25 protein-coding genes are annotated in these 25,661 nt (G+C 61.7%); 15 read left to right on the top strand and 10 right to left on the bottom strand.

Annotated elements, in window-relative coordinates:
• The 4 genes from ACJ8IL_RS03875 (at position 1) to ACJ8IL_RS03860 (ending at position 5,279) form a co-directional block, all read left to right on the top strand.
• The gene (locus ACJ8IL_RS03875) at positions 1–858 is read left to right on the top strand and encodes an iron-siderophore ABC transporter substrate-binding protein (protein ID WP_173889987.1); all 858 of its coding nucleotides are present in this window, start codon (positions 1–3) and stop codon (positions 856–858) included.
• Positions 851–2,836: a Fe(3+)-hydroxamate ABC transporter permease FhuB gene (gene fhuB, locus ACJ8IL_RS03870; RefSeq protein WP_197781614.1), complete on the top strand. Its 1,986-nt coding sequence runs from the start codon at positions 851–853 to the stop codon at positions 2,834–2,836. The genes ACJ8IL_RS03875 and fhuB overlap by 8 nt, the downstream gene beginning before the upstream one ends.
• A gap of 11 nt (positions 2,837–2,847) precedes the next feature.
• On the top strand, positions 2,848–4,482 hold the full coding sequence (locus ACJ8IL_RS03865; protein WP_254599104.1) for a cyclic peptide export ABC transporter: 1,635 nt from the start codon (positions 2,848–2,850) through the stop codon (positions 4,480–4,482).
• A gap of 164 nt (positions 4,483–4,646) precedes the next feature.
• The gene (locus ACJ8IL_RS03860) at positions 4,647–5,279 is read left to right on the top strand and encodes a helix-turn-helix domain-containing protein (RefSeq protein WP_025303392.1); all 633 of its coding nucleotides are present in this window, start codon (positions 4,647–4,649) and stop codon (positions 5,277–5,279) included.
• Between the two features lie 57 nt (positions 5,280–5,336).
• Here ACJ8IL_RS03860 and ACJ8IL_RS03855 read toward each other — a convergent pair whose 3' ends face one another.
• Positions 5,337–5,771, bottom strand: coding sequence for a DoxX family protein (locus ACJ8IL_RS03855; protein WP_025303391.1), 435 nt, complete (start codon positions 5,769–5,771; stop codon positions 5,337–5,339).
• 217 nt (positions 5,772–5,988) lie between these two features.
• On the opposite strand from ACJ8IL_RS03855, the gene ACJ8IL_RS03850 reads away from it, so the two are divergent.
• The 3 genes from ACJ8IL_RS03850 to ACJ8IL_RS03840 all read left to right on the top strand — a co-directional run bounded on the left by ACJ8IL_RS03850 (position 5,989) and on the right by ACJ8IL_RS03840 (position 8,211).
• The gene (locus ACJ8IL_RS03850) at positions 5,989–6,189 is read left to right on the top strand and encodes a hypothetical protein (protein ID WP_016927170.1); all 201 of its coding nucleotides are present in this window, start codon (positions 5,989–5,991) and stop codon (positions 6,187–6,189) included.
• A 76-nt stretch (positions 6,190–6,265) separates the two neighbouring features.
• Positions 6,266–6,664: a type II secretion system pilot lipoprotein GspS gene (gene gspS / locus ACJ8IL_RS03845; RefSeq protein ID WP_049209458.1), complete on the top strand. Its 399-nt coding sequence runs from the start codon at positions 6,266–6,268 to the stop codon at positions 6,662–6,664.
• A gap of 113 nt (positions 6,665–6,777) precedes the next feature.
• Positions 6,778–8,211 carry an EmmdR/YeeO family multidrug/toxin efflux MATE transporter gene (locus ACJ8IL_RS03840; protein WP_025303388.1) on the top strand — a complete coding sequence of 478 codons (1,434 nt, stop codon included), beginning with the start codon at positions 6,778–6,780 and terminating at the stop codon, positions 8,209–8,211.
• A gap of 30 nt (positions 8,212–8,241) precedes the next feature.
• On the opposite strand, the gene ACJ8IL_RS03835 is transcribed toward ACJ8IL_RS03840, so the two are convergent.
• The 3 genes from ACJ8IL_RS03835 to pqqU form a co-directional block, all read right to left on the bottom strand.
• A complete protein-coding gene (locus ACJ8IL_RS03835) occupies positions 8,242–8,421 on the bottom strand; it encodes a hypothetical protein (protein WP_019453466.1) in 180 nt (59 codons plus the stop codon).
• 409 nt (positions 8,422–8,830) lie between these two features.
• Complete coding sequence (locus tag ACJ8IL_RS03830) at positions 8,831–11,203, bottom strand: glucose/quinate/shikimate family membrane-bound PQQ-dependent dehydrogenase (RefSeq protein ID WP_025303386.1); 2,373 nt, start codon at positions 11,201–11,203, stop codon at positions 8,831–8,833.
• Between the two features lie 147 nt (positions 11,204–11,350).
• Complete coding sequence (pqqU, locus tag ACJ8IL_RS03825; protein ID WP_025303385.1) at positions 11,351–13,489, bottom strand: TonB-dependent receptor PqqU; 2,139 nt, start codon at positions 13,487–13,489, stop codon at positions 11,351–11,353.
• A 305-nt stretch (positions 13,490–13,794) separates the two neighbouring features.
• Between pqqU and ACJ8IL_RS03820 the strand changes: the two genes are divergently transcribed.
• On the top strand, positions 13,795–14,784 hold the full coding sequence (locus tag ACJ8IL_RS03820; RefSeq protein ID WP_169540988.1) for an aldo/keto reductase: 990 nt from the start codon (positions 13,795–13,797) through the stop codon (positions 14,782–14,784).
• Here the strand turns inward: ACJ8IL_RS03820 and ACJ8IL_RS03815 are convergent.
• Complete coding sequence (locus ACJ8IL_RS03815) at positions 14,781–15,674, bottom strand: LysR family transcriptional regulator (protein ID WP_043140030.1); 894 nt, start codon at positions 15,672–15,674, stop codon at positions 14,781–14,783. The genes ACJ8IL_RS03820 and ACJ8IL_RS03815 overlap by 4 nt on opposite strands.
• A gap of 173 nt (positions 15,675–15,847) precedes the next feature.
• Here ACJ8IL_RS03815 and ACJ8IL_RS03810 point away from each other — a divergent pair, with 173 nt between their 5' ends.
• A complete protein-coding gene (locus ACJ8IL_RS03810; protein ID WP_033643630.1) occupies positions 15,848–16,243 on the top strand; it encodes a (R)-mandelonitrile lyase in 396 nt (131 codons plus the stop codon).
• A gap of 6 nt (positions 16,244–16,249) precedes the next feature.
• On the opposite strand, the gene ACJ8IL_RS03805 is transcribed toward ACJ8IL_RS03810, so the two are convergent.
• The 3 genes from ACJ8IL_RS03805 to gabD form a co-directional block, all read right to left on the bottom strand.
• Positions 16,250–16,618 carry a glyoxalase superfamily protein gene (locus ACJ8IL_RS03805; RefSeq protein WP_164063126.1) on the bottom strand — a complete coding sequence of 123 codons (369 nt, stop codon included), beginning with the start codon at positions 16,616–16,618 and terminating at the stop codon, positions 16,250–16,252.
• A 22-nt stretch (positions 16,619–16,640) separates the two neighbouring features.
• Positions 16,641–17,054 carry a GyrI-like domain-containing protein gene (locus tag ACJ8IL_RS03800; protein ID WP_025303380.1) on the bottom strand — a complete coding sequence of 138 codons (414 nt, stop codon included), beginning with the start codon at positions 17,052–17,054 and terminating at the stop codon, positions 16,641–16,643.
• A gap of 99 nt (positions 17,055–17,153) precedes the next feature.
• Positions 17,154–18,629 (bottom strand): NADP-dependent succinate-semialdehyde dehydrogenase, encoded by a 1,476-nt coding sequence (gene gabD, locus ACJ8IL_RS03795; protein ID WP_025303379.1) that lies wholly within the window; start codon positions 18,627–18,629, stop codon positions 17,154–17,156.
• Positions 18,630–18,843: 214 nt separating this feature from the next.
• On the opposite strand from gabD, the gene ACJ8IL_RS03790 reads away from it, so the two are divergent.
• The gene (locus ACJ8IL_RS03790) at positions 18,844–19,059 is read left to right on the top strand and encodes a glycogen synthase (RefSeq protein ID WP_004935234.1); all 216 of its coding nucleotides are present in this window, start codon (positions 18,844–18,846) and stop codon (positions 19,057–19,059) included.
• 37 nt (positions 19,060–19,096) lie between these two features.
• On the opposite strand, the gene ACJ8IL_RS03785 is transcribed toward ACJ8IL_RS03790, so the two are convergent.
• Positions 19,097–20,011, bottom strand: coding sequence for a pyridoxamine 5'-phosphate oxidase family protein (locus ACJ8IL_RS03785; RefSeq protein ID WP_197769093.1), 915 nt, complete (start codon positions 20,009–20,011; stop codon positions 19,097–19,099).
• Between the two features lie 4 nt (positions 20,012–20,015).
• On the bottom strand, positions 20,016–20,633 hold the full coding sequence (locus ACJ8IL_RS03780) for a glutathione S-transferase family protein (protein WP_197781611.1): 618 nt from the start codon (positions 20,631–20,633) through the stop codon (positions 20,016–20,018).
• 98 nt (positions 20,634–20,731) lie between these two features.
• Here ACJ8IL_RS03780 and ACJ8IL_RS03775 point away from each other — a divergent pair, with 98 nt between their 5' ends.
• The 5 genes from ACJ8IL_RS03775 (at position 20,732) to ACJ8IL_RS03755 (ending at position 25,625) form a co-directional block, all read left to right on the top strand.
• Positions 20,732–21,643, top strand: a complete 912-nt coding sequence (locus tag ACJ8IL_RS03775; protein ID WP_197781610.1) for a LysR family transcriptional regulator — start codon at positions 20,732–20,734, stop codon at positions 21,641–21,643.
• Positions 21,644–21,790: 147 nt separating this feature from the next.
• Positions 21,791–22,588, top strand: a complete 798-nt coding sequence (locus ACJ8IL_RS03770; protein WP_197810557.1) for an alpha/beta hydrolase fold domain-containing protein — start codon at positions 21,791–21,793, stop codon at positions 22,586–22,588.
• Between the two features lies 1 nt (position 22,589).
• Positions 22,590–22,961, top strand: a complete 372-nt coding sequence (locus ACJ8IL_RS03765; RefSeq protein ID WP_049203975.1) for a RidA family protein — start codon at positions 22,590–22,592, stop codon at positions 22,959–22,961.
• Positions 22,962–23,019: 58 nt separating this feature from the next.
• Entirely contained in the window at positions 23,020–24,207 is a 1,188-nt protein-coding gene (locus ACJ8IL_RS03760) for an amino acid aminotransferase (RefSeq protein ID WP_060433470.1), read from the top strand.
• A gap of 20 nt (positions 24,208–24,227) precedes the next feature.
• The gene (locus ACJ8IL_RS03755; RefSeq protein WP_049203973.1) at positions 24,228–25,625 is read left to right on the top strand and encodes an amino acid permease; all 1,398 of its coding nucleotides are present in this window, start codon (positions 24,228–24,230) and stop codon (positions 25,623–25,625) included.
• Positions 25,626–25,661: the final 36 nt, after the last annotated feature.

Raw genomic sequence — 25,661 nt, 5'->3', positions numbered from 1 at the left:
ATGCTGTCGCGACGCAGGTTGTTGACCGCTATCCTGTTGGCCCCGCTTTACGCGCGGGCCGACGCCGGCCGGCCACCGCAAAAGCTGGCCGTGTTGGATTGGGGGCTGACGGAAATTCTGTTGGCGCTGGGGGTGACTCCGGCGGGCGTTTCGGCGCCGGATTGGTATCGCAAGCTGATCCCGACGCCTGCGCTGCCTGCGTCGGTGTTGGATCTCGGCCTGCTGTTTCAGCCCAATCTGGAGACGCTGTACGCGCTGCGGCCGGACGCGATTGTCATCACGCCGCAGCATGCGTTGCTGAAGCCGGCGCTGGAACGCATCGCGCCGACGATCGCGCTGCCGACTCATGGGCTGGCGGGATTCATCAGCGCCGCCCGGCAATTGGGCGAACGGCTTCAGCGGCAGCCTCAGGCCGCGCAGATATTGGCCAGCCTGAACGACAAGCTGAGCCGCGCCTCGCTGCTGGCGCGGCAGGTTGAACGTCCGGTGCTGTTCGCCGCCCCGGTAGATGCGCTGCACCTGCGGGTATACACCGCAGGCAGCCTTCCCGGCGACGTATTGGTCGCCTGCGGTCTGCGCAACGGATGGCAGGGCGGCGCGGGAGCCGAAGGCAGCGTGCTGGTGGAACTGACCCGCATCGCCGATCTGAATGCGCGGCTGATGCTGTTGACGCCTGACGATCAGCGGGAGTCGGTGTCTCAATGGCGCCAAAGCCCGCTGTGGCAACGTCTGCCGCTGACCTCTGCGCGCAACCTGAACCTGATAGAAGAAAACATCAGCGATGCCGGCGCCCTGATTACCGCTGGGCGCTTTGCCGATATTTTTACCGGGATGATGATGAGGTGGCGTGATGCATGAATCTTTTTCCCGCCGTCTTTCCTGGGGGGTAATCGCCGCGTTGTGGCTGACGTCGTTGCCGTTGGCGCTGGCCGATATTCATCGGCAGGGCGGCATTGTCGCGTTGTTCTCCGATCATAACCTCGATCCTGCGGCCATTATCCTGCATAGCATGTGGTTGCCGCGTCAGGGTATGGCGATGGTGGGGGGCGCGACGCTGGGGCTGTGCGGCTGGTTAATGCAGCGTGCGCTGCGCAATCCGTTGGCGGAGCCGATGACGCTCGGCATGACCGCCGGGGCGACGTTGGCGATGGGGCTGGCGTCGTTGTGGTTGCCGTCGCTGCTGGTCGGCGCGCGCACCGCCGTGGTGATTGCCGGTGAGATTGCGGCGCTGGCGTGCGTGCTGGCGCTCAGCTGGCGTCAGCGTATGTCACCGCTGGCGATGGTGCAGGCGGGCATCATGATCAATTTGTGGTGCGGGGCGCTGACCTTGCTGATCGCCATTATCAACGATCGCTTTTTACTTCAGGTGCTGATGTGGGGAGGCGGTTCGCTGGCGGTGGAAGACGGGCAAATTCTGCTGCGGATGTTGCCGTGGCTCGCCGTCTGCGTAGTGGGCCTGTTGTTCTTGCTACGCCCGCTTGAACTGCTGCAACTGCCGGAAACCGTGGTCAGCAGCCTCGGCGCCTCGCCGGTGCGCATCCGCGCCGCCGCGGTGCTGCTGGCGCTGACCATGAGCGCCCTCATCATTAACGCCGTCGGCGTCATCGGTTTTTTGGGGCTCGCAGCGCCTCATCTGGCGCGCTTTGGCGGCGCGCGAACATCCCGGCAAATGGTGTTGCATACGGCGCTCATCGGTGCGGGCCTCCTGTGGCTGACCGATCTTTGCGTCTCTCGCGTGTCGCTGGAAAGCGGCCAGCTGCTGCCCGTCGGCATGCTGACCGCCCTTACCGGCGGCCCGTTGCTGATGCTGCTGGCGCGTTTTGCACGGCAGCAAAGCATCGATCTTGCGCCGCCGTTGCCGGTGTCGCAGACCTCGCATCAACAACGGTTCATCTGGTTGTCGGCCGGCATTCTGTCTGCGGGGATCGTGGTCTCTTTATGTTTCGGCCATGGATTGCAGCATTGGCACTGGGCGGAAAGAGGGGAGCTGGCGAACCTGCTGCCATTGCGGTTGCCACGACTGCTGGCGGCGATGAGCGCCGGTGCGCTGCTGGCGGGGGCCGGCGTGTTGATGCAGCGGGTGAGCGGGAACCCGCTCGCCAGCCCGGAAGTGCTGGGTATCGGCGGTGGCGCGGCCATGGGCGTTACGGCCTTTGTGTTTTTGCTTCCCGCTGGCGGCAGTGGCTGGCTGTTGGCGAGTAGCCTGGGGGGCGCGTTGATAAGCCTGTTGCTGACGTTGTGGAACAGCCGTCGAAGCGACTTTAATCCGCAGCGGGTATTGCTCAATGGTTTGGCGCTGAATGCGCTATGCCAGGCCGCGGTCAGCATCGTGATGCTCAACAATCTTGCCGCAAGTGCGGTGTTGTTGCCGCTGATGACGGGCAGTACCTATTACGTCGGCGCGTCGTTGGCCGAAGGCGTGTTTGTCATCACGCTGGTTCTCCTGGCGCTGATGCCGCTGTTCCGCCGCTGGCTGGTGCTGTTGCCGATGGGCAACGTCGCCGGCGCGCTCGGTGTGCCCTTGCCGCGCGCACGTTTCAGCGTGCTGGCTATGGCGGCCGTCATGACCGGGCTGGCGACGTTGCTGGTCGGCCCGGTGTCTTTCATCGGCCTGCTGGGGCCGCATCTGGCGCGCAAGATGGGCGCGAAAGGGCCGCTGATGCAGCTCTACACCGCCGCGCTGTTGTCATCCGCCATCATGACCGTTGCCGACTGGCTGGGGCGCAATGCGCTCTACCCGCGCCAGCTGCCGGTCGGTTTGGTGGCGTCGCTGATCGGTGTCCCTCTGCTGGTATGGCCGTTAATTCGTAATAAGACATCTCGGTCAAAACCATAAAAAGTGTGAGTATGAGCAAGGAATTCGGCATGTCGGTATTAATGATGTTGTTTCGTATGGTGCGCGGTTGGCTACTGCTCGCCGTGGTCGCCGGTGTCGTCAGCGGGCTGTGCAATGCCTCTTTGCTGGCGATGATCAATCATGGTCTGACGCAATCCAATGAGGCGTCATGGCTGAGTCCGGGAGGCGATTTTGCGTCACTGACGCTGTTGATGCTGGCGACGCGCGTGGTTTCTCAAACCACGTTTATGGCGCTGGGACAAAAGGTGAAGGCGCGCTTGCGCAGCGAGCTGGTGCAAGACGTCAGCGAAACGCGCTGGCTGCTGTTGGAGAAAGCGGGGATGGCAAGAACGCTGTCCGTGCTGACACAGGATCTCGATACACTGGTGGTGTTTTTCGTCAACCTGCCCAATCTGCTGATTTTCGGCGCCGTTATCGTTGGCTGCCTGATTTACCTTGGCAGCCTGTCATTGAGCGTACTGGCGCTGGCATTGGCGGTGATTGTCTGCGGCAGCCTGGGCTACCGCGCCGCGCACGGCCCCGCGATGCGTTTGTTGCGCCGATCGCGTCAGCGGGAAGATACGCTGATTCAGCAATGCAAAAAATTGTTTGACGGTGCGAGGGAGTTTCGGCTTAACACGGTGCGCCGCCGTCAATTCGTCAGCGGTGAACTGGCGCAAAATATTGACGCGGTTCGCCGGGAGAGAACCCGCGGTTACGTGTTGTACGGTTTGGCGAGCAGCTGGGGAAGCGCGCTGTTTTTCGCTTTCATCGGCCTGGTGTTGTTCAGCTTGCGCGACGGACTGGCTTTGGACGAACGGGCGCTTACCGGCTATATCATGGTGTTTCTGTATATGATTGTGCCGGTCGAAGGGCTGTTATCCGCGCTGCCCACCCTGGCCGGCGCGCGGGTGGCCATGCAGCGGGTACAGTCGCTGCGCGCGCAACTCAGGCCCGAAGTTCCACAGCGCCATTTTACGCCTCCCCCTTTTGCTTCGTTGGCGTTGGATAATGTCCGTTACCAATATCAGAACGAAGAAGGGGAGCATTTCACCCTTGGCCCGCTGAATATGTACATTGCGCCCGGTGAACTCATTTTTATCGTCGGTGGCAACGGCAGCGGCAAGACGACGTTGGCGAATCTACTGGTGGGAATTTACCCGCCTGATAACGGCGCGATTTTGCTTAACGGCGAGCCGGTCAGCGACGATCTTCTGGAAATATACCGTCGGCATTTTTCGGTGGTGTTCAACGACTTCTTTCTTTTTGACGATGTGGCGTTCGTCACTGAGCGCACGCAAAAGCAGGTCGAACATCTGCTGCGCCTGCTGAAGTTGAGCCATAAAGTCAGTTTTGCCCACGGCCGTTTTTCAACAATCGCGCTCTCTCAGGGGCAGCGAAAACGGCTGGCTTTACTGCAGGCGTGGTTGGAAGAGCGCCCGGTTTATCTGTTTGATGAGTGGGCCGCCGATCAGGATCCGGAGTTTAAGGCGGTGTTTTACCTTGAACTCTTGCCGATGCTGAAGGCCGAAGGCAAAACGGTCATCGCGATTACTCACGACGATCGCTATTTCTACCTGGCGGATCGCATCATCAAGCTGGAATCGGGGCAGGTGGTCCCATCGACGCGTGGCGTGCCGTCATGATGCGCATTGCTTTCACCCAGCACGACATTTGGTTTTTTTTCCCCTCATGCTTGATGATTCGCCCCGGCTTTCCTCTGCGAAGTGAACGCGGTGATAGTGTACTGTTGCCCGCAGGTAAGGTAATTTGCTGATGGCAATGACGACTGACGCGGGGGCTAATGGGCATGAACGAAAGAATCGACTATCACATCGAGAAATACCATTTCGCGCCGCTGGATGAGGCTCCGCGGCTCGCGCACCAGTGGAGCGAGGTGTTGAACGAGTGCCGCGAGACGCAGGCCGGGGCGGAAGAGCGTCTGCGCATTGCGCTGCTCAACGTGGACTACGTGACCAGTTTCGAATTGCCGTTTCGCTTATTGCTGGTGCGGGCGCCGCAGCTGATTGCCGGCCTGCGCGATGAGTTGTCGATCAGTCAAAAAAATGTGGTGTTCAACGGCAAGCGCTTTGGCTGTGTCTACAGCCTGAAAAGCGATTTGAGCGGCGTGCCGGAGGCTTTCCAATACGGCCTGTCGACCCGTATTCACCGAACATCTGCGTCGGGCGTGGATGCGCTGCCTTATCGGGAAATTGCCAAAGCGCTCAAGGCGCCGCGTGAGCGGCTTAAGCTGGCGCTGGAGCAAGGGTTGCCGGTGACGGCGCTGGATGGCTTGTTTTGGTTCGGCATCCAGCGCATTGCTGCCGAGGTGCGCAGGCTAAGAAAAACTGGCATGGCGATCGTGACGGCGGAAACGGAGATCTTCGACACCCTGACCGGCACGACGCGCAAGGTCCCTGTGTACCGCCTGGCCGAGAGTTAAACGCCGTTTCCGTACCGAGGAGGTTCAAACCAAAAACCTCCTTATGGAATGCGCGGCTTACCGATAGGCTTCATTACGCGCGATCGTGTATTTGCCGCTGCCCAGCAGCAGAATGGCGAGCCCGCCCATAAAGAACACCAGTTCGTTTTCAATGCCCCAGGCGCCGACGTCAGTGACGCTGAACACCTTGCCGGTGCCCACCATCAAAAATGCCACCACCAGCGTAAAGGCGTAAACCAGCGCGGCGGGGCGGGTGAACAGTCCCAAAATGATCAGTATCGGCGCCAGGATCTCCCCTACATACACGCCGTAGGCGATGAAGGCGGGCAGCCCCTGTTCCTGCAACGCACCGGCAATCCAGCCGACGCCGTGCTGAATTTTCGCCACGCCGTGAAACAGCATCAGTCCGCCAAAGGTCAGTCTGAGTGCCAGCTTGCCGGCGTCCGGACGATCAAAAAGGCGCGTGAACACTGCATTCAATGACTTAACCATGGCCCTTCCTCCTGAATAGGAATGATTTTCAATCAATATATCAATAAGGTGAATGCGAAAGATGTTCTGGATCAGTAAAACGGCGGACTTTACGCCGAATCACCGGGTGAGATTTAGCGGGCGCTTCACACGGCAACGCAGGCTGTCCCCGCGACCCAAATCGCGGTAAAATGCAGCAGTTCACCTTATCGCACGTCATCAGGCCGTCGTACTCGCTATGAAAATGCGCAAACCCCGTCGTCCGCCCGGGCGGTGGATTTATTACATCCTGCATGAAGACATGCTGTGGCCCTGCCCGGTCAAATGGGAGTGGGAGAGCGGCTATAACGCCTGGCTGCCGTTTTATTATTCCCCTACGCTGGAATTTGTCGCCGGCAACCCCGCTCGCGCCACCAAGGTCAGCAGCGGCCGGCGCTAAGCGCGCTGCCCGCCTTGCCGCCCGGCATCCGCTCACCTAAGATCATTGCATCACCCACAGGTTTCCGGGAGCGCCCATGTCTACTCTGTTTCGCACGTCTCTTTGCGGCGCGGTGGCGTTGCTGCTGCTTGCGGGTTGTCAGCAGACGGCGCATCGACCGGCGCCGCCGCTGCAGGCGCAATTGGATCACATCGCTCTGATGCTGGCCGGCGGGCATTTCCTGCGCGTGGACTGCGGGCGCAGCGACGTGCCGGACGACGTGAAATTGCAACGCACCGCGATGCGTGCGGCGCAGCATCGCGGCTGGGATACGCATGCGGTAGGGTATCGACAGTTGCCGACGCTCACCCAGGCGCGTTACCTGACTCTGCAGCAGGACAATCAGCTGCTGACGGACAAATGCGCCACGCTCAGCCGCAGTACCGCGCGTTTTATCGCGGCGGCGCAGGCCGATCAGGAAGACTACATGGAGTAGCGTTGGGTAAGCCTGTCGGGCGCTCGTTACGGGCGCCTAAAAATTCTTTGCAGGATAACGATTTATCGATCATCATTTGAAATGATGTTTCACTTTTATCCATCGAGCCCACCTTGAATCTGTATGCCGCACTGCGTCAGCGCGTGGAAAATACGCCCTGGTACGCCAAACGGAAAAGCTACCGCGTGCTGTTCTGGCGCGAGATCACGCCGCTGGCGGTGCCGATCTTTCTGGAGAATGCCTGCGTTTTGCTGATGGGGGTGCTGAGCACCTTTCTGGTGAGCTGGCTCGGCAAAGAGGCGATGGCCGGGGTGGGGCTGGCGGACAGCTTCAACATGGTGATCATTGCCTTTTTTGCCGCGGTGGATCTCGGCACCACCGTGGTGGTGGCCTTCAGCCTCGGCAAGCGCGATCGCCGGCGTGCGCGGGCGGCGGCGCGTCAGTCGCTGGTCTTGATGACCGGCGTGGCGGTGCTGTTGGCGGCGGGCATTCACCTGGCGGGCGAATCGATCATCGATGTGATCGCCGGCGCGGCGTCGCCGGAGGTGAAAGCGCTGGCGCTCTCTTACCTGCAGACCACGGTGTGGAGCTACCCGGCGGCGGCGATTGCGCTGATCGGCAGCGGCGCGTTGCGCGGCGCGGGTAATACCAAGATCCCGCTGCTGATCAATGGTGGCATGAATATCCTCAATATCATCATCAGCAGCATCCTGATTTACGGCATGCTCGGCTGGCACGGGCTGGGCTTTGTCGGCGCCGGGCTGGGGCTGACGATTTCCCGCTATATCGGCGCCATCGCCATCCTCTATGTGCTGGCGATCGGCTTTAATCCGGCGCTGCACATTACGCTGAAAAGTTATTTCACGCCGCTCAAGATGAGCATCCTGTGGGAAGTGTTGGGGATCGGCATTCCCGCCAGCGTCGAATCGGTGCTGTTCAACGGCGGCAAGCTGTTGACGCAGATGTTCGTCGCCGGCATGGGCACCAACGTTATCGCCGGCAACTTCATCGCCTTCTCCATCGCTTCGTTGATTAACTTGCCGGGCAACGCATTGGGATCGGCCTCGACCATCATCGTCGGTCGGCGGCTCGGCAAGGGCGAGATCGGTCAGGCGGAGCGGCAACTGCGCCATATTTTCTGGCTATCGACCCTTGGGCTGACCGCCATCGCCTGGGGCACGGCACCGCTGGCCGGGGTATTCGCCGCGTTTTATACCTCGCAGGATGATGTGAAAACGGTGGTGAAAACCCTGATTTGGCTCAACGCCGCCTTTATGCCGATCTGGGCCGCTTCATGGGTGTTGCCTGCCGGGCTGAAAGGCGCGCGCGACGCCCGCTTTGCCATGTGGGTGACGATGCTCGGCATGTGGGGCTGCCGCGTGGTGGCTGGCTATGTGCTGGGTATCGAACTGGGCATGGGCGTGGTGGGCGTCTGGTTGGGGATGTTCTTCGATTGGGCGGTGCGCGGCGCCTTGTTCTACTGGCGCATGATCAGCGGGCGCTGGCTGTGGAAATATCCGCGGGCCAAACGCCGGGAGGCCGAGTAACGTCGGCCGCGGGGCACCGGCGAGATGGCCTCAGTATAAAAGCGTCATCGCGCTGAAGAACAACAGCGTCAACGCGATAATGATGACGTTTTGCGTGGCTTTGCGCACCAGTCTGCTGGCGCTCAGTCGGCTGTCGATGACGTAGAGCAGCGGCACCATCAGCAGCACGTAGGCGAACATCAGCATGGCGGTAAAGGGTTGCAGGTTCATTTATGCTTCTCCTGTACGTCATCATGGCCGACTAGGTGCACCAGCACCGCCTCCGTCTGATGGGCCAAGCCAATAAAGGGCGGGGCGACAGGGGGATCCGCTGCGAACGGCAGGCCGGCGCGCCGCGTGTTCACCGCCGCTTGCAGAATTTTCTTTCTATGCTTCCGAGTATGGTCGACCATGCGCCTCCGAATAAGGCCGCCCGCAGGCGGCTGATCGTAGTATTACCATTAAGCTGGAGTAGGATTGCAGGCCGCTGCCGGGGCCATGCATTCATAATATTGCGAATGATAACTATTATCAATAATGAAAGTGAAAAAATTAAGGGTATTGCGAGAGGGGTGTCAGCGGGGAGGGAAAAGAAAAAGCACGCCTTGCGGCGTGCTTTGCGAGGTACTAACGGCGGTGGTTACTTCTGATCGGGCAGGGCGTAAGCGATCACATAGTCGCCCAGCTTGGTGCCGAAGGAACCGTGGCCACCGGCGTAGATCAGCACGTACTGCTTGCCATTGACCTCATAGGTCATCGGCGTCGCCTGGCCGCCGGCCGGCAAGCGTGCTTCCCACAGTTTTTCACCGTTGGTCACGCTGAAAGCGCGCAGGTAGTTGTCAGCGGTGGCGCCGATGAAGAACACGTTACCGGCGGTGGTTACCGGGCCGCCCAGCATCGGCATGCCCATTTTGAACGGCAGTGGCAGCGGTGAGCTGTCGCGCACGGTGCCGATGCGTTTTTTCCACACGATGTCGTTGGTTTTCAGATCCACGGCGGAAATGTAACCCCAGGCCGGCTGTTTGCACGGCAGGCCGAACGGTGACAGGAACGGGTTCAGGGTAACGCCGAACGGCACGCCATACTGCGGCTGTACGCCGGACTCGGTGCCGCTGCCGCCTTTGTCGCCTTCCGGCGGCTCAATCGGGTTGCCTGGGCCGCGCGGGATCAGTTTGGACACGAACGGCAGCGCGATCGGGTTGGCGATGGCGATTTCGCGATCGGTATCGACGGCCAGGCCGCCCCACTCGAACATGCCCAGGTTACCCGGGAACACCAGCGTGCCCTGCTCGGAAGGCGGGGTGAAGGTGCCTTCATAGCGCAGGCTGTGGAACATCACGCGGCAGACCAACTGGTCATAGATGGTCGCGCCCCACATGTCGGCGCCGGTCAGCTTCTTCTCAGGACGGAAGGTCAGCTCGGAGAACGGCTGGGTCGGTGACAGGCGGTCGCCTTTGGCCGGGCCCTGAGGTACAGGTTTCTCCGGCGCCGGCACCACCAGCTCGCCGTTGGTGCGGTTCAGCACGAAGATGTTGCCGGTTTTGGTCGGCACATAGATCACCGGCACTTTTTTACCGCTCTTGTCGGTAATGTCCGCCAGGGTCGGCTGCGCCGGCACGTCCATATCCCACAGGTCGTGGTGGACCGTCTGATAGAACCAGGCCAGTTTGCCGGTGGAGGCGTTCAGCGCCAGCAGGCCGCTGGCGTAGCGCTCCATTTCCGGGGTGCGGTTGCCGCCCCAGATGTCCGGCGTGGCGACGCCCATCGGCAGATAGACGATATCCAGCTTGGCGTCATAGGCGGCCGGCGCCCAAGAGTTCGGCGAGTTCGGCACGAAATGGTGCTCGTCCGCCGGGATGGCGTTCGGATCTTTCGCGCCCGGATCGAAGGCCCACAGCAGCTTGCCGCTGTTGATGTCGAAGCCGCGGATCACGCCGGAAGGCTCACGGTTGGAGTAGTTGTCGGTCACGGCACCGGCAACGACGATCACGTTATCGGTGATCACCGGCGGCGAGGTCGGCTCGTAGTGGCCCGGCGTCGCATACGGCATGTTGCTCTGCAGGTTCAGCTCGCCGTTGTTGGCGAAGTCCGGGCACGGTTTGCCGGTTTCGGCGTCCAGCGCGAACAGGCGGCCGTCGTTGACCGGCAGAATGATGCGGCGTGCGCACATCGCCGGTGCGGCATCGCCGGCGGCGCCCGCGGCTGCAGCGGTTTCGTGGTAAGACACGCCGCGGCAGGTGATGTGCTGGAAGGTCGGGTTGTACTTCAGCTGCGGATCAAATTTCCACTTTTCTTTACCGGTGGCGGCATCCAGCGCGAACAGCTTCTGGTGCGGCGTACACATGTAAAGGGTATCGCGGATCTTGATCGGCGTGACTTCGTTGGTGATCTCACCCGGATCGTTGGCGGTCTTCAGATCGCCGGTCTGGAAACGCCAGGCTTCTTGCAGCTGGCCAACGTTTTTGTCGTTGATCTGGCTCAGCGGCGAGTAACGGGTGCCTTCCTGGGTGCGACCATAGGCCGGCCAGTCGGCGCCGGTGGCGTCTTTCGGCTGGACCTGCGCGGCGTCAAGGGTGCCGTTGATCTCTTGCGGATCGTTGAATACGGCATAGGCCAGTGCGATGACGGTGATCGCCAGCGCCGCGCTCAGCGCACCGTAGGCGAATTTGCCGTTGGCGACCAGCTTACGGTAGATAAACGGCAGCACCAGCCACAGGCCGAAGAAGAAGGTGACGTCCAGGCGCGGCGTCAGCGCCCAGAAGTCCGGGCCGACTTCCCACAGGGCCCAAATAGTGGTGCCCAGCAGGAACACCGCGTACAGCAGCAGCGCGGTGGCGCGGCGGCGGAACAGCAGCCAGGAGGTCGCCAGCAGCACCAGCCCGGCGATGATGTAATACAGCGAACCGCCCAACTTGGCCAGCCAGATGCCGCCGCCGAGCAGATAAAGCCCGCTCAGCGCGGCAAACAGCGCCGTTATGACGATAAGCGGCGATAGTGACGCTTTATTTTGCATAGCAATACCCTTACCAAAAATGAAAGTCCCCGATTTAGAGATTAAGCCAAATCGGAAAAAACACGCGGTTTCTCCCTATTATTTCAGCGGGAAGCCGCTAGGGTGACGTAAAACCCATCCCGTCTTTTAACCTTAAGGTGCTTTGCCTTATTCAAAGCGGTAAGACAAGGTGGCGCCGCCACCCCAGTTGCGACCCGGCGCCGGCTCGAAATAGCGGCCATTGCCTTCGTTGACGATCACCGAACCGACGTAACGGCGGTCGAAAATATTGTCCACCCGGCTGAACACGTCCAGCGCCCAGCGGTTCCAGGTAAAGCGATAACCGGCGTTTACGCCGGCCACGGTGTAAGAGGGGGCCTGCGCGCTGTTGGCGTCGTTGGCCTGAATGTCGCTCATGTAGCGCAGTTCCGCGCCGGCGTGCCAGCCTTCCGGCGGTGCAAAGGCCAGCGAGGCGTAGCCCATGTTGCGGGCGATGCCTGGCAGGTGATTGCCGGCGGGGGTACAGCCGGATTTACCGCACATTTCGCTGCGGTAGGTGGCGTCCAGCAGCGTCCAGGCCATATGCAGGCGCCAGTCCAGCGCGAACTCTTGATCCAGCGCCAGCTCCAGGCCGCGCCGCCGGGTTTTGCCGGCGTTGGCGTAGCTGGTGCGTCCGCCGCTGCTTTCCGCCACCACCAGCTCGTTGTCGGTATCGGTCTGGAACAGCGCAGCGCTCACCAGGCCGTTGCCGAGGCGCAGCTTGCTGCCCAGTTCGACGGTATCGCTGGTGGACGGCTGCAGGCCGATATTGAGGCCTGTCTGGCCGTCGGGGCGGTAGGAGAGCTCGTTGATGGTCGGGGTTTCAAAGCCGCGGCCGGCGGAGAGATAGACGTTCCACGCCGGGTTGATCTTGTAGTTGAGCGAGCCCATCGGCAGCCACTGGTGGTAGCGTTTGCTGCCGCTGTCGTCGCCGTTGCGCGGCGTGATGTAATAGTCGGTCGAGTCGAAGCTGACGGTGCTGTAGCGCAGGCCGGCGTCCAGCGTCCAGCGCGGCGTCAGTTGCCAGGAGGTTTGCAGGTAAGGATCCAGGTTCCAGATACGGTTCTTCTCGTTGCGCCGCTGGTCGCCTTTCTCGCCGTAGTCCACAGTGCCGTCTCGCAGAATAAAGTTTTCGAACCCCTGGCGGCGTTCGGTCATGGTTTCATAATCCAGACCGCCGATCAGTGTTACCGGTAACGATGCGAGAGTATCCTCATGCTTCCAGCGAGTGTCAATGCCCTGATATTTTCTTTCCAGCACGATCACCCCGCCGGCGTGGGTGGGGTTGAGCTGTGGCCCCATCGGGATGGACTGGTACTGCGTGGTGTGGCGCTCGCCGTGGTAGGCAGTCAGCGTCAGTTCGTCGCGCTCGCTCATCTGGCGCTGATAGCGCAGGCCGGCCTGGGTCTGATCGAGCGACTTGCGGGTGTTAAATTGATCCGCGCGCGGCGCCTGGCGCGGGTTTTCCTTCCACTCTGCCTCGGTCAGGCCGCCCGGATCGCCGGCATCGATTGAGACGCTGTTGAACATCAGCGTCAGGGTGCTGACGTCGTCCAGCCGCACACCGAGCTTGCCGTTGCCGAGGTTTTTCCGCGCGGCGCTGTGATCGCGGTAGCCCTGAGTGGTGAAGCGGGTGCCCGAGATGGCGTAGTTGACGTCGCCGGCCTGGGTACCGTCGCCGGTGGCGCCGGTCGCTTTCACCCCATAGCGCCAGGTATTGTCGCTGCCGAAATAGCCGCCGGCCTCCAGCGTTGGCGGCTGGGTGCCGGTCTGGGTGTCAACGTTTATCACCCCGCCCGAAGCGTTGCCGTACAGCGCGGAATAGGGGCCGCGCAGCACCTCGATGCGCTCGACGGAGTTGATGTCGATGTTGGAGGTTTGTCCCTGGCCGTCGGGCATGGTGGCGGGAATGCCGTCGACGTACATGCGCACCCCGCGCACGCCGAACATCGATCGGCTGCCGAATCCGCGTATCGACAGCTGCAGATCCTGCGCATAGTTTTGCCGGTTTTGGAGCTGCAGGCCCGGCACGCTGCCGAGGTTTTCCGACAGGTTAATCTGCGGTGCGGCGTTGCGCAGGTCCTGGCCGTCGATCACGCTGACGGACACCGGCGATCCCAGCTCGGTCAATCCGGTGGGTTGCGCCATCACCACCAGGGTGTCGCTTTTCTCTTCATTATTTTCTGCCGCCAGCGCCTGACTGGCAAACATGGGATGTAGCAATAGCATTGCAGCCGGGGTAAGCACGGCGCTTTTCTTATTGGTCATGGAATAAATCTGCCACTGGTATTGAAAGGGAATTGCAAGTCGATTCAGAGTTAGCCATCTGTCGCTCCATCTACATGACGCTAAACGAAAAGGGTAAGGCATCCTGATATCAGTATAGAGTATCTCGGGCAGGAACGTTCCCGCAAAAACTCCGGTCCCAGCGACGGTTAACGGATTCATGAGCCTGGCTCATAAGCTCAAGCGTATTTCGCCCCATAGTCATGGCGGCAGTCGCGTTTTACAGTCACCACACCGGAATGGCTCCGCGTCACGCGGGGCCGGTATCAATCAGTGGGAGAGTGAAGATGCAAACACGCAAATTGGGGCGCGAAGGGCTGGAAGTCTCGGCGTTGGGGTTGGGCTGTATGGGACTGAGCTTTGGCTACGGCCCGGCCACCGACAAACGGCAGGCGGTCGATCTGATCCGTGCCGCGGTTGACGAGGGCGTGACGTTCTTCGATACCGCCGAGATTTATGGTCCGTTCACCAACGAGGAATTGTTGGGCGAAGCGCTGGCGCCGGTGCGCGATCGGGTCGTCATCGCCACCAAGTTCGGTTTCGATCTGCCGCAGCCGGCGGGGCAGCAGGTGTTGAACAGCCGTCCGGAGCATATTCGCCAGGCGGTGGAAGGCTCGTTGAAGCGCCTGCGGATAGAGACGATCGATTTGCTGTATCAGCACCGTGTCGATCCTGAGGTGCCTATCGAAGAGGTGGCCGGTACGGTGCAGCAACTGATTCGCGAAGGGAAAGTGAAGTATTTCGGCCTGTCGGAAGCCGGTGCGCAAACCATTCGGCGAGCTCACGCGGTGCAGCCGGTCACGGCGCTGCAAAGCGAATATTCGCTGTGGTGGCGCGAGCCGGAGCGTGAAATCTTGCCGACGCTGGCAGAGCTGGGCATCGGTCTGGTGCCGTTCAGCCCGCTCGGCAAGGGCTTTCTCACCGGTGCCATTACCGAGGACACCACCTTTGACAGCGGCGATTTTCGCAACCTGGTGCCGCGCTTCAGCGCCGAAGCGCGCCGGGCCAATCAGGCGCTGGTGAGCGTGCTGGGGCAGATAGCGCAGCGCAAAGGCGTGACGCCGGCGCAGATCGCCCTGGCCTGGCTGCTGGCCCAGCAGCCGTGGATCGTGCCGATCCCGGGAACCACCAAGCGTCACCGGCTGGAAGAAAACTTTGCGGCGGCGTCGGTGGTGTTGGCGGCGGACGAACTGGGCGCGATCGAGCGTGCGCTCTCCGCTATCGACGTGATCGGCGATCGTTACCCGGCGCATCTGCAGAAGAACGTCGGGCGTTAAGCCCCGCGTCGCAGCGCCTCAATCAGCAGCGCAAAGGCGGTAGTGTGTTGCCTGCGGCTTGGATAATAGAGGTAATAACCGGGAAACGGCGGGCACCAGTCGTCCAGCGCCATCAGCAACCGACCGTCGGCCAGCGGCTCGGCGACGGTATCTTCCGGCACAAAGGCGATGCCGAGGCCGAGCTGCGCGGCGTCGATTCGCTGGCGCAGGCTGTTGAAGGTCAGTTGCCCCTCCACCCGCACTTTAATCTCCCGGCCATCGCGGGCAAATTCCCAGGCGTACAGCCCGCCGAGGGTGGGCAGGCGCATGTTGATGCAGCGATGGTTTTGCAGCGCTTGCGGCGTAGCGGGGAGGCCGTAACGGGCGAAATAGTCAGGGGAGGCGACGGGCACCATGCGCATGTCCGGCCCGATGCGCACCGCGACCATGTCCTTCGCCACCTGTTCCCCCAGCCGGATTCCGGCGTCGAATCGCCCGGCGACGATGTCGGTCAGGCTGTTGTCGACGGTGATTTCCACGTTGATATCCGGGTAATCGACGAGAAAAGTGCGCAGCACCGGCCACAGTACTGCATCCACCGCGTGTTCGCCGGCGGTGATGCGGATGTTGCCGGCGGGCCGATCGCGCATTTCACCCAGCGCGTTCAGCTCGCTTTCAATCTCCGCCAAGCGCGGGCCAATGCTGTTGAGCAGCCGCTCACCGGCCTCGGTGGGGGCGACGCTGCGAGTGGTGCGCGTGAGCAAACGCAGCGCCAGGCGTTCTTCCAGGCCGCGAATAGCGTGGCTGAGTGCCGATTGGGAAACCCCAAGCTGCGCCGCCGCTTTGGTGAAGCTGCGCTCCCTGGCCACCATCAGGAAAGCGATCAGATCGTTAAAGTTTTCTTTCAACATACCGGCACCGGAGAGCAAGGTTGGGGCGCTGTCGCGCGTAGATTTATGAATTGAGCTCATAGCTCCTTGCGCATTTTACCCGCTAGTCGCCGGAAAAGCATGGCGCTATCTTGGCATCACTCACTCATGATTATCAGCGCCGGCTGTGAGAGCCGGCGCGGAGGACACGGCAGATGAAAATACAACGCAGCGGTTCTATCCCATCACAGCGCGGTTCGGCGGATTACTTTACCGGGCAGGTACGCATCGACGCGCCGTTCGCCGGTGACGCGCCGGCCAGGGTGGGCGGCGCGACCGTCACCTTCGAACCCGGCGCCCGCACGGCATGGCATACGCATCCGCTCGGCCAGACGCTGATCGTCACTCAGGGGCGCGGGTGGATCCAGATGTGGGGCGAGAAGACGCAGGAGATGCATCCCGGCGATATCGTTTGGATACCGGCTGACGTCAAACACTGGCACGGTGCGACACCGGACACTGCCATGACCCATATCGCCATCGCCGAAGCGGTGGACGGCAGCCCGGTGACCTGGCTGGAGCCGGTCAGCGAGGCGGACTACCGGCCATAACGCCGATCAGGCCGGGGGGCTCTGTTCGCAAAACCGCAGGCGGTTGCCGAACGGATCGGTGAGGTTCAGCTCTTTGCCCCAATCGACAATCTCCAGGCCCGGCCGGGCATAGCGATAGTTTTTGGCCGTGAGCTCCCGGTGCAGCGCGTCGATATCGTGCACCGGGATGAAAATGGCGGCGCCGGGCGTGCTGTCGCCGTAGTGTTCGCTCAGGTGCAGCGTCAGCCCGGTGCGGGTCACCTGCATGTACAGCGGTAGGTCTTCGCTGAAGCGGTGCTCCCACGCCAGCGTGAAACCGAGAAAATCCAGATAAAACTCTTTGGCCTTGTCGACGGAAAAGATACGCAGGATCGGAATGGCGGGGGAGAGCGTCATCATTGTTGACCTCACTGTCGCGTTAGCGGCAGCCGATATGGATATCGACCGCGTCGGGGCCGGTATAGGCTTCGAAGTCGGTCAGGAAGCGACGTTCGATTTCCGGGTGTTGCTCGAAGTAGGCCCAGATGGCTTGCCAGCCTTCGATGACCGCCGCCGGCATGGCGCCTCGGGCCTGGAACACCAGATAGCGGCCAGGTTGGATGTGCAAACCGCTCTGTGCCTCACTGCCGGCGGTGACATCAAACGGCCCGCTGGCGTCGGAGGCGTAGTTGGAGTAGACCCCGTAAACCGGCATGGCGGGCGAGGTGGCGAAAAAGTCTGACCACAGCGCGGGGATTTTAGCCGTCTCGGGCTGGGTTTCGTCCTGATTGGTGGTTCTGATTGTCTGGCCGGCGACGTAAAAATCGGGCAGATGTACCGAGAGGGGCTGCATAGAGGCAATTCCTTTTAACCGCTGAAAAGATGCCTAAAGGTAGCAAAGGCTCCCCAAAACCGCCAGACAGGGCCCCCGCAGGCGCGGGGGGCCCTCACATCAGGCGCCCAAACCGCCGAGGCACAGGTATTTGATTTCGAGATAGTCCTCGATGCCGTATTTTGAGCCTTCGCGGCCCAAACCGGAGTGCTTCATGCCGCCGAACGGCGCCACCTCGGTGGAGATCAGCCCTTCGTTGATGCCGACAATGCCGTACTCCAGCGCTTCGGCCACGCGCATCACCCGGCCGATGTCGCGGCTGTAGAAGTAAGCGGCCAGGCCGAACGGCGTGTCGTTGGCCAGTTCGACGGCGTCGGCTTCCTGGCTGAAGCGGATCAAGGGCGCCACCGGGCCGAACGTCTCCTCACGGAAGATTTTCGCCGTGCGCGGCACGTCGGTCAGGATAGTCGGGGTGAAGAAATTGCCGCCCAGCGCGTCAGGCTTGCCGCCCAACAGCACCGAGGCGCCGTGCTCGACGGCGTCGGCGATATGCTCGCGCACTTTCTCCACCGCGTCCGAGTTAATCAACGGGCCGATGGTGACGCCATCATCCAGGCCGTTGCCGACTTTCAGCTTGGCGACGGCGGCTTTCAGCTTGGCGGCGAACGCATCATATACGCCGTCCTGCACCAGAAAACGGTTGGTACAGACGCAGGTCTGGCCGGCGTTGCGGTATTTTGAGGCGACCGCGCCGGCCACGGCGGCGTCCAGATCGGCGTCATCAAACACGATAAACGGCGCGTTGCCGCCCAGCTCCATACTGGTTTTCTTGATGGTGGGCGCACACTGGGCCAGCAGCTGCGCGCCGACCTCGGTGCTGCCGGTGAAGGAGAGTTTGCGCACGTCCGGGTTGGCGGTGAGTTCGCCGCCGATGCCTTTGCTGGGGCCTGTTATCACGTTGCATACCCCGGCTGGCAGCCCGGCGCGCTCCGCCAGCACGGCGATCGCCAGCGCCGAGAACGGGGTCTGGCTGGCGGGGCGGATCACCCCGGTGCAGCCGGCGGCCCAGCCGGGGCCGGCTTTGCGGGTGATCATCGCCGCCGGGAAGTTCCACGGGGTGATGGCCGCGAACACGCCGATCGGCTCTTTTTGCACGATGATGCGGCGACCGGCCTGCGGCTGCGGAATGGTGTCGCCGTAGACCCGTTTGCCTTCTTCGGCGAACCATTCGATAAAGGAGGCGGCATAGGCGATTTCACCGCGGCTTTCGGCCAGCGGTTTGCCCTGTTCCGCCGTCATGATGCGCGCCAGATCTTCCTGATTTTCCATCATCAATTCAAACAGCCGCCGCAGCTTGCCGGCGCGCTCTTTGGCGGTCAGCGCGCGCCAGGCGGGCAGCGCTTTTCTGGCGGCGGCGATGGCGCGAGCGGTTTCTTCGGCGCCGAAGGCCGGTACGTGGCCGACCCGTTCTCCGTTGGCGGGGTTATGAATGGCGATCGAACGGCCTTCCTGGGCCGGCAACCATTGCCCGTCGATGTAGTTGGCCTCGCGGAACAGCGTGGGATCCTTGAGGGTAGCGCAGATGCTGGTGCTCATGAGTCTCTTCCTTCTTTCCTGAGTTCAACAGAGTGGTCTATCCCATACGGCTACCCTTTACCCTAGCAAATTTTGCCGCCGCCGTTTGCCCGCGCGGCAACAAGATGGTCGTTTTCTTTATGCGCACCTTCTGTACAAAAAATATCCTCCGTCGGGCCGATACTGAAAGAGCAGGCATATGACCCTTTTCGATGTAATTAAAAGGAGTGTGCGAATGATGAAATCAGTGGACAGACATCTCGCGGCCTACGGCAGCGAAATGGATTTTTTGGCGTCGAGCATCGCTCTGATGGAATGGCAAGGGCGGCAGATTGACGCCGGGCAGGTGGCCGGCAATATGTCGGAGCAGCAAAGCCGCCTGTTCTTTGCGCGGTTGAATTATTTTCGTCAGCTTTATCAGGCCGCATCGGCGGCCGAACACAGCCTGTAATTTCCGATCCAGCCCCGCCGCAGCGGGGCTTTTCATTTCAGCGGTGCCACACCCCGGTCGCCAGCGTTGCCGGCGAATACTCCAGATTTCGTCCCCGCCACGGCAGCGCTGCCGCAAAACGCCAGGCGCGGCGCACGTCAAACCGCCAATAGCGTTCTGCGCCTTCAACGGCGGGATGCCCCTCCGTTTGCCAGAGGATCTGCGTTTCCCCCTGCAGATGCAGCACGTCGCCGCGTTTAAAATCGATGAACAGCAGCGCCGCCCGCGGTTCGGCCAGCAGATTGCCCAGCGTGTTCATGTAGCGGTTGCCGCGAAAATCCGGCATCCACAGCGTGTCGCCTTCCAGATGGATAAAGCCGGGGCGGCCGCCGCGATGGGAAATATCCACGCCGCCCTGCGCCAGTGCCAGGTGCGCGCCGCTGGCGACGAAGCAGGTGTCCGCGGCGCGGATCAGCGCCTGCGCCGCCGCATCCAGCGAGGCTAAATGCTCAACCGGCTGCGGCCGGCTGTCCACCGGGTAGAGTTCGCGGCGCTGAATGTACTGCGGGCAGTTGCCGAAGCTTTGCTGAACGAGGATTTCCACCCGGTTTTTGTCGGTGCGGCTGACGGCGCCGTTGGCGCGGTTGCGCCGCCGGTTGCTGAAATCCAGCCCCAGCGCGCCGACCGGCTTGCCGGGCAGCAACAGTGCCTGGGCGGGATCGTCGCTGCGGCGCGGCGCGCTGATGCGTAAATGCGTGTCGTCCGGCGTGCGTAAAAATCCGGGCGGGCCGGTAAACAGGGTGGCGATGGGCCAGCCTTGTTCATCCAGCGTGGCGACGAACAGGTAGGGCAGCGCGGCGAAAAACGCGCGGTGCTGATCCGGCATCGCGGGGTAGATGCCGCCGCCTACGCCGCCAAACCCGGCCAGCGTCTGTGCGCGCAGCTCATCCGGATGGAACAGTTGCGGGATCATGGCGTCAGCTCGCCGCCGGTTCCGGCAGGGCCGGCATGGCAAAGAAGCCGGGCAGTGCAACGATGCGCGCCGCCCAGCGCCGTATCGCAGGGTAAGGCGCCAACGAAATGCCGCCTTCGGCCGCGACCGCTACGTAGCTGTGGCAGGCCAGATCGGCGATGGTGGGCTGTTCGGTGGCCAGGTAGTCCCGCTCGCTCAGATGCAGTTCCATCTGCGGCAGAAAACGATCGCTGACCGCCCGCGCCGCCTGATAATCCTCCGGCACCGCGAATTGGGCGATCAGTCGGCAAGAGGCCGGGCCGTAGCGAACTTCACCGGCGGCTTTGGAAAGCCAGGCCTGCACCCGCGCGGCCGCCGCCGGCTGTTCCGGCAGCCAGTGACTGTCCGGCGCATAGCGCTTCACCAGATAGACCAGAATGGCGTTGCTATCGGCCAGCGTCAGATCGCCATCCTGTAAGACCGGGATCTGGCCGAACGGATTGAGCCGGCGGAAGGCTGCGCTCTGCCGTACGTCCGCCGAGGCTTCGACCCATGCATAGGGCAGCGCCAGCATACGCAGTAGCAACGCCACGCGATGAACGTGGCCGGAAAGCGGGGTGCCGTAGAGTGTGATGGTGGACATGGCGTTTCTCCTCAGTGCTTTTTGTCAGCATACTCTTGCGTTGAACGAGCGAAATCCGGCAATGTGGAAATTGATAATTTCACTTTTCGGAAGAATCTATGGATCGGTTAGACGAGTTGGCGATCTTCGTGGCGGTGGTGCAGCAAGGCAGCCTGGCGGCGGCCGGGCGCAAACTGCGGCGTTCGGCGCCGGCGATCACCCGGGCGATCGCCGCGCTGGAACAGCGTTTCGGCACCCGATTGGTGGAGCGAACGACCCGGCGGCTGGCGCCCACCGAAGCGGGTATGCGGCTGCTGGAGCGCGCGCAACAGCTGCTGCAGGATTATCAGGCGGTGGTGCAGGATACCGCCGAAGCGCAGCTGAGCGGCTTGCTGCGCGTCACTTCGCCGGTGCAGTTCGGTCGCCGCTACGTGGCGCCGGTGGTGATGGCGTTTCTCGATGACTACCCGCAGATGCAGATCGAAATGGTGTTGAACGATCGCAATCTCGATCTGATTGACGAAGGACTGGATATCGCGGTGCGCATCGGTCATCTGCAGGACTCTTCGCGCGTGGCGCGGCGGTTGGGGCAGGTCAGCCGGGTGACGGTCGCCAGCCCGGATTATCTGGCGCGTTGGGGGGAACCGCGCTCACCGGCGCAGCTGGCGGAGCATGCCACCATCGTTGGCACCCAGCGGCCGTCGCTGCGCGAATGGCGCTTCGGCCCGCAGGAAAACGGCGAGCGGGTGCGATTGGCCCCCCGGCTGTTGCTCAACGACGTGGAAGCGCAACTGCTGGCGGTGCGCGCCGGCAAAGGCATCGCTCGCCTGCTCTCGTATCAGGTGGCGGACGATTTGGCCGCCGGTACGCTGGTGCGGCTGCTGGCGGATCATGAGCCGTTGCCGATGCCGGTACAGCTGGTGGCGCAGCAGGCGCAGCGCATGCCGCTGAAGGTGCGCGCCTTCTGGGATTATGCATTTGAACGGCTCAGCGCCTTGCCGCAAATTCAGCCGAACGAGCGGGGGAAATAAGCGCAAAAAGTTTCATGGGCTAAACTTTTTCGCCGCCGGCGTTATTTTATTTTACCGGGCGCGCATTGCTGATGCGCCCGTCTTGACAATAATGTTGCCGGTGCTAATAGTTAATTTATATCTTAAATAATAAACGAAGTTTAATATATGAAACAACTTGCGGGGAGTTATGATAATGGCGCTGCGGTGGATAATGAAGATGCTATTTTGGCTTCATTCCAAACCCGCAGTGCGGCTATTTATCATCAGGCAAAACATGAAAAGAATATTGCGTATGGCGAAAGTGAACGCGAAACATTGGATTGGCTCTATTCTGCAAAGCAGCACCAGGGGACGTTAATTTTTATTCACGGCGGCTATTGGCAATTTTGCGATAAGGCGGATTTCGCCTTTATCGCCGCCGGGCCGTTGGCGTTGGGTTTTGACGTGGTGCTGGTGGAATATGCGCTGGCACCGGCGGTTAATCTTGACGCTATTTGCCGCCAGGTGGGGGTGGCGCTTGATGCCATTCAGCGCCGTCTGCCGCTGCACTATGCCTATCCGGTGCATCTGTGTGGCCATTCCGCCGGCGGCCATCTGGCGGCGTTTTGGCAGCAGCATGCGCTGGTGGATGCGGTCTTTCCCATCAGCGGCCTGTTCGAACTGGCGCCGCTGCAAGAAAGCTATATCAATCGGGCGCTGCAGCTGACCGCGCGGCAGATTGAAACGCTCAGCCCGGCGCGCCGGCTCCCGGTGCGCGGCAAGCCGCTCACGCTGTATTACGGCGCATTGGAGCTGCCGGAGCTGATCGGCCAGTCGCAACACTATCACGCGGCGCTCCGCCAACGCGGGTTGTCTGCAGAACTGGTCGCGGTGCCCGGCGCCAATCATTTCACCATTCTGGATGCGTTGTTCGCCGCCGACGGCGCGCTGCTTCGCCAACTTGACCACCACGGAAACCACTGACATGCGCGAGATCGTAGAGACCGGGCTGCCGGAGATCGGCCAGCCTTTTTCCTGGGCCACCCGGGGCGGCGGTATGCTGTTTACCGCCCACGGCCCGGTGCGGGCGGACGGCAGCATCGAGACCGGCGCGCCGGAGCGACAGATTGCGTTAACCTTCGATAACCTGGCGCAGACGTTGAAGGCGGCGGGCAGCCACAGCGATAAGGTGCTGCAGGTGATCGTGTATCTTACCGACGTCAACGACGTTAAATGTCTCGATGAGATTTACCGGAAATACTTTAATTATCCTTATCCCAACCGCTCCACGGTTATTGTCGAAAAATTGGTGGTGCCGGGAATGAAAATAGAAATTACCGTCAGCGCCATCGCCTGATTTAATTTCTTCTTAAGTTCGTCTTTATATTAATTCAATAACGAGTTAAGGATGCGTCATGTTTAAACAGATTGCACCTTCCGCGGCCGATCCTATTATGTCGCTGATGGAAGCTTATTTGCAGGACCCCAATCCGCAGAAAGTGAATTTAGGTATCGGTCTGTATTACGACCGGCAGGGAAATATTCCGCTGATGCAGGCGGTCGAGGCCGCCGAGCAGCGGTTGCTGGCGCTGCGCCGCCCGCACGGCTACCCGCCGATCGAAGGTTCGCCGCAGTTCGCTCGCCAGGTGCAGGCGCTGCTGTTCGGCGAGCAACAGGCGGCCGAGATCGCCACGGTGCAGACCGTCGGCGGCTCCGGCGCGTTGAAGCTGGCGGCGGATTTTTTGCGCCACTTTCTGGCGCGCGGTGAAATTTGGGTGTCCGATCCCACCTGGGCCAATCACTGGGCGATTTTCGAAGGCGCCGGGCTGCGGGTGAATACCTATCCCTACTTTGATGAAGCGGCGGGCGGCCTGCGTTTCGCCGCCATGCTCGACGCGTTGGACAGCCTGCCGCCCGGCAGCGTGGTCCTGTTGCATCCTTGTTGCCATAACCCGACCGGCACCGATCTGACGGCGGAGCAGTGGCGCGCTACGCTCGCCGTGCTGCAGCGACGCAGCCTGCTGCCGCTGTTCGACATCGCCTATCAGGGCTTCGGCGACGGGCTGGAGGAGGACTGCTTTGCGTTGCGCGAAGCGCTGAAAACCGATCTGCCGTTTTTGGTCTGCAATTCGTTTTCCAAAAACGTCGCGCTGTACGGCCAGCGTCTGGGCGCGCTGTCGGTGCGCTGCGCCGACGCGGAAAATGCCGCCAACGTCAAAGGGGCGTTAAAAACGCTGATCCGCCGCAGCTACTCCTGCCCGCCGACGCACGGCAGCCAGATCGTGGAAACCCTGCTCGGCGACGCCGAACTTGGCGAGCTTTGGCGCAATGAGCTGGCAGAAATGCGCTCTCGCATCAAGCAAATGCGTGAACAGCTGGCCGCCGGGCTGGCGCAGGGTGGCTCTTCGCTGGATCACCGGCGTATTCGCGATCAGCGCGGCATGTTCAGCTATACCGGCCTGAACGAAGCGCAGCTGCAGACCCTGCGGCAGCGCTATGCCATCTATCTGGTCTCGCCCGGCCGCATGTGCCTGCCGGGGCTCAATCCCGGCAACATTGACTACGTGACCGCCGCCATTCTCGACGTCACCCGTACCGCCTAACTCCGCTCGGGAACCCAGCCATGCCACAGATGAATGATTTTGAGCATATCGCCCGCCGTCAGGGCGGGTTGAACAAGCATCTTACCGCCGGGCAGATGTCGATGCTGGCGATCGGCGGCGCCATCGGCACCGGGCTGTTTCTCGGCAGCGCCTACGCCATTCAGATGGCGGGGCCGTCGGTATTGTTGAGCTACCTGATCGGCGGCGTCATTGCGCTGCTGCTGATGGGCAGCCTGGCGGAGATGACCTCCGAACACCCGACGCCCGGCTCGTTCGGCGACTACGCCGAATTCTATCTCGGCCCGCTGTTCGGTTTTCTGGTGCGTTATTCTTACTGGTCCTGTGTGGTGCTGGCGGTGGGTACCGAAGTCACCGCCATCGGCATGTACATGCAGTTCTGGTTCCCGGCGACGCCGACCTGGCCGTGGGTGCTGCTGTTCTCGGCGGCGGTGATCGTCGTCAACGTGATCGGGGTGAAGTCGTTCGGCCAGGTGGAATACGCGCTGTCCACCGTCAAAGTGACGGCGATCGTGGCGTTTATTCTGATCGGCATCGGCATTCTGGCATTCTCGGGCAACCCGGCCTACGGCCTGCGCAACCTGACCGCCGGCGGCTTCATGCCGTTTGGCGTCAAGGGCATGTGGTTCGCGGTGATCGTGTCCATCTTCAGCTACCTGAGCATTGAAATGATTGCGGTGGCCGCCGGCGAGGCGAAAAATCCGGTGATTGCGGTGAAGGCGGCGTTCAAGGGCACCATCGTGCGGCTGTTCATCTTCTACATGCTGTCGATCGCCCTGATGCTGGCCATCGTGCCCTGGCGCCAGTCCGGCACCGGCGAAAGCCCGTTCCTGATGGCGATGAACGTGATCCATCTGCCCGCCGCCGCCGGTATTTTCAACTTTATCGTGCTGGTGGCAGCGCTGTCGGCAATGAACAGCCAGCTGTACATCACCACCCGCATGATGTTCTCGCTGTCGCGTGCCGGGCAGGCGCCGGCGGCATTGGGGCGCGTCAGCCGGCGCGGCATTCCGGTCAATGCGTTGGCGATGTCGTGCATCGGTATCGTGGTGTCCATCGTGCTGAGCCTGGTGGCGCCGGAAACCTCGTTCGCCGCCATGATGTCTATCTCGGTGTATGGCGCCTGCTTTACCTGGCTGATGATTTTCGTCACCCACCTGTTCTTCCGCCGCCGGCATCGGCAGACCCACCTGAAGTTCCGCATGTGGGGCTTTCCTTATACCACCTTGCTCGGCGCCGGGCTGATGGCGGCGCTGATGATCTCGACGGCGTTTACCGAATTCTTCCGCATGACGCTGTGGTTCGGTATTCCGTTCACCTTGCTGCTGGTGGTGGCTTATCACTTCCAGAGCCGCCACGCGGCTACACCGTCGCCGTTCAAGGCGCCGGAGGTGGAGTAATAAGGGGAGGGGCTGAGGCGCATCTCAGCCCCGGGG

Origin of the sequence: Serratia sp. CY47444 (assembly GCF_052168635.1) — a bacterium.
GTDB lineage: Bacteria > Pseudomonadota > Gammaproteobacteria > Enterobacterales > Enterobacteriaceae > Serratia > Serratia bockelmannii.
This window is presented reverse-complemented; position numbering and strand designations above follow the sequence as displayed.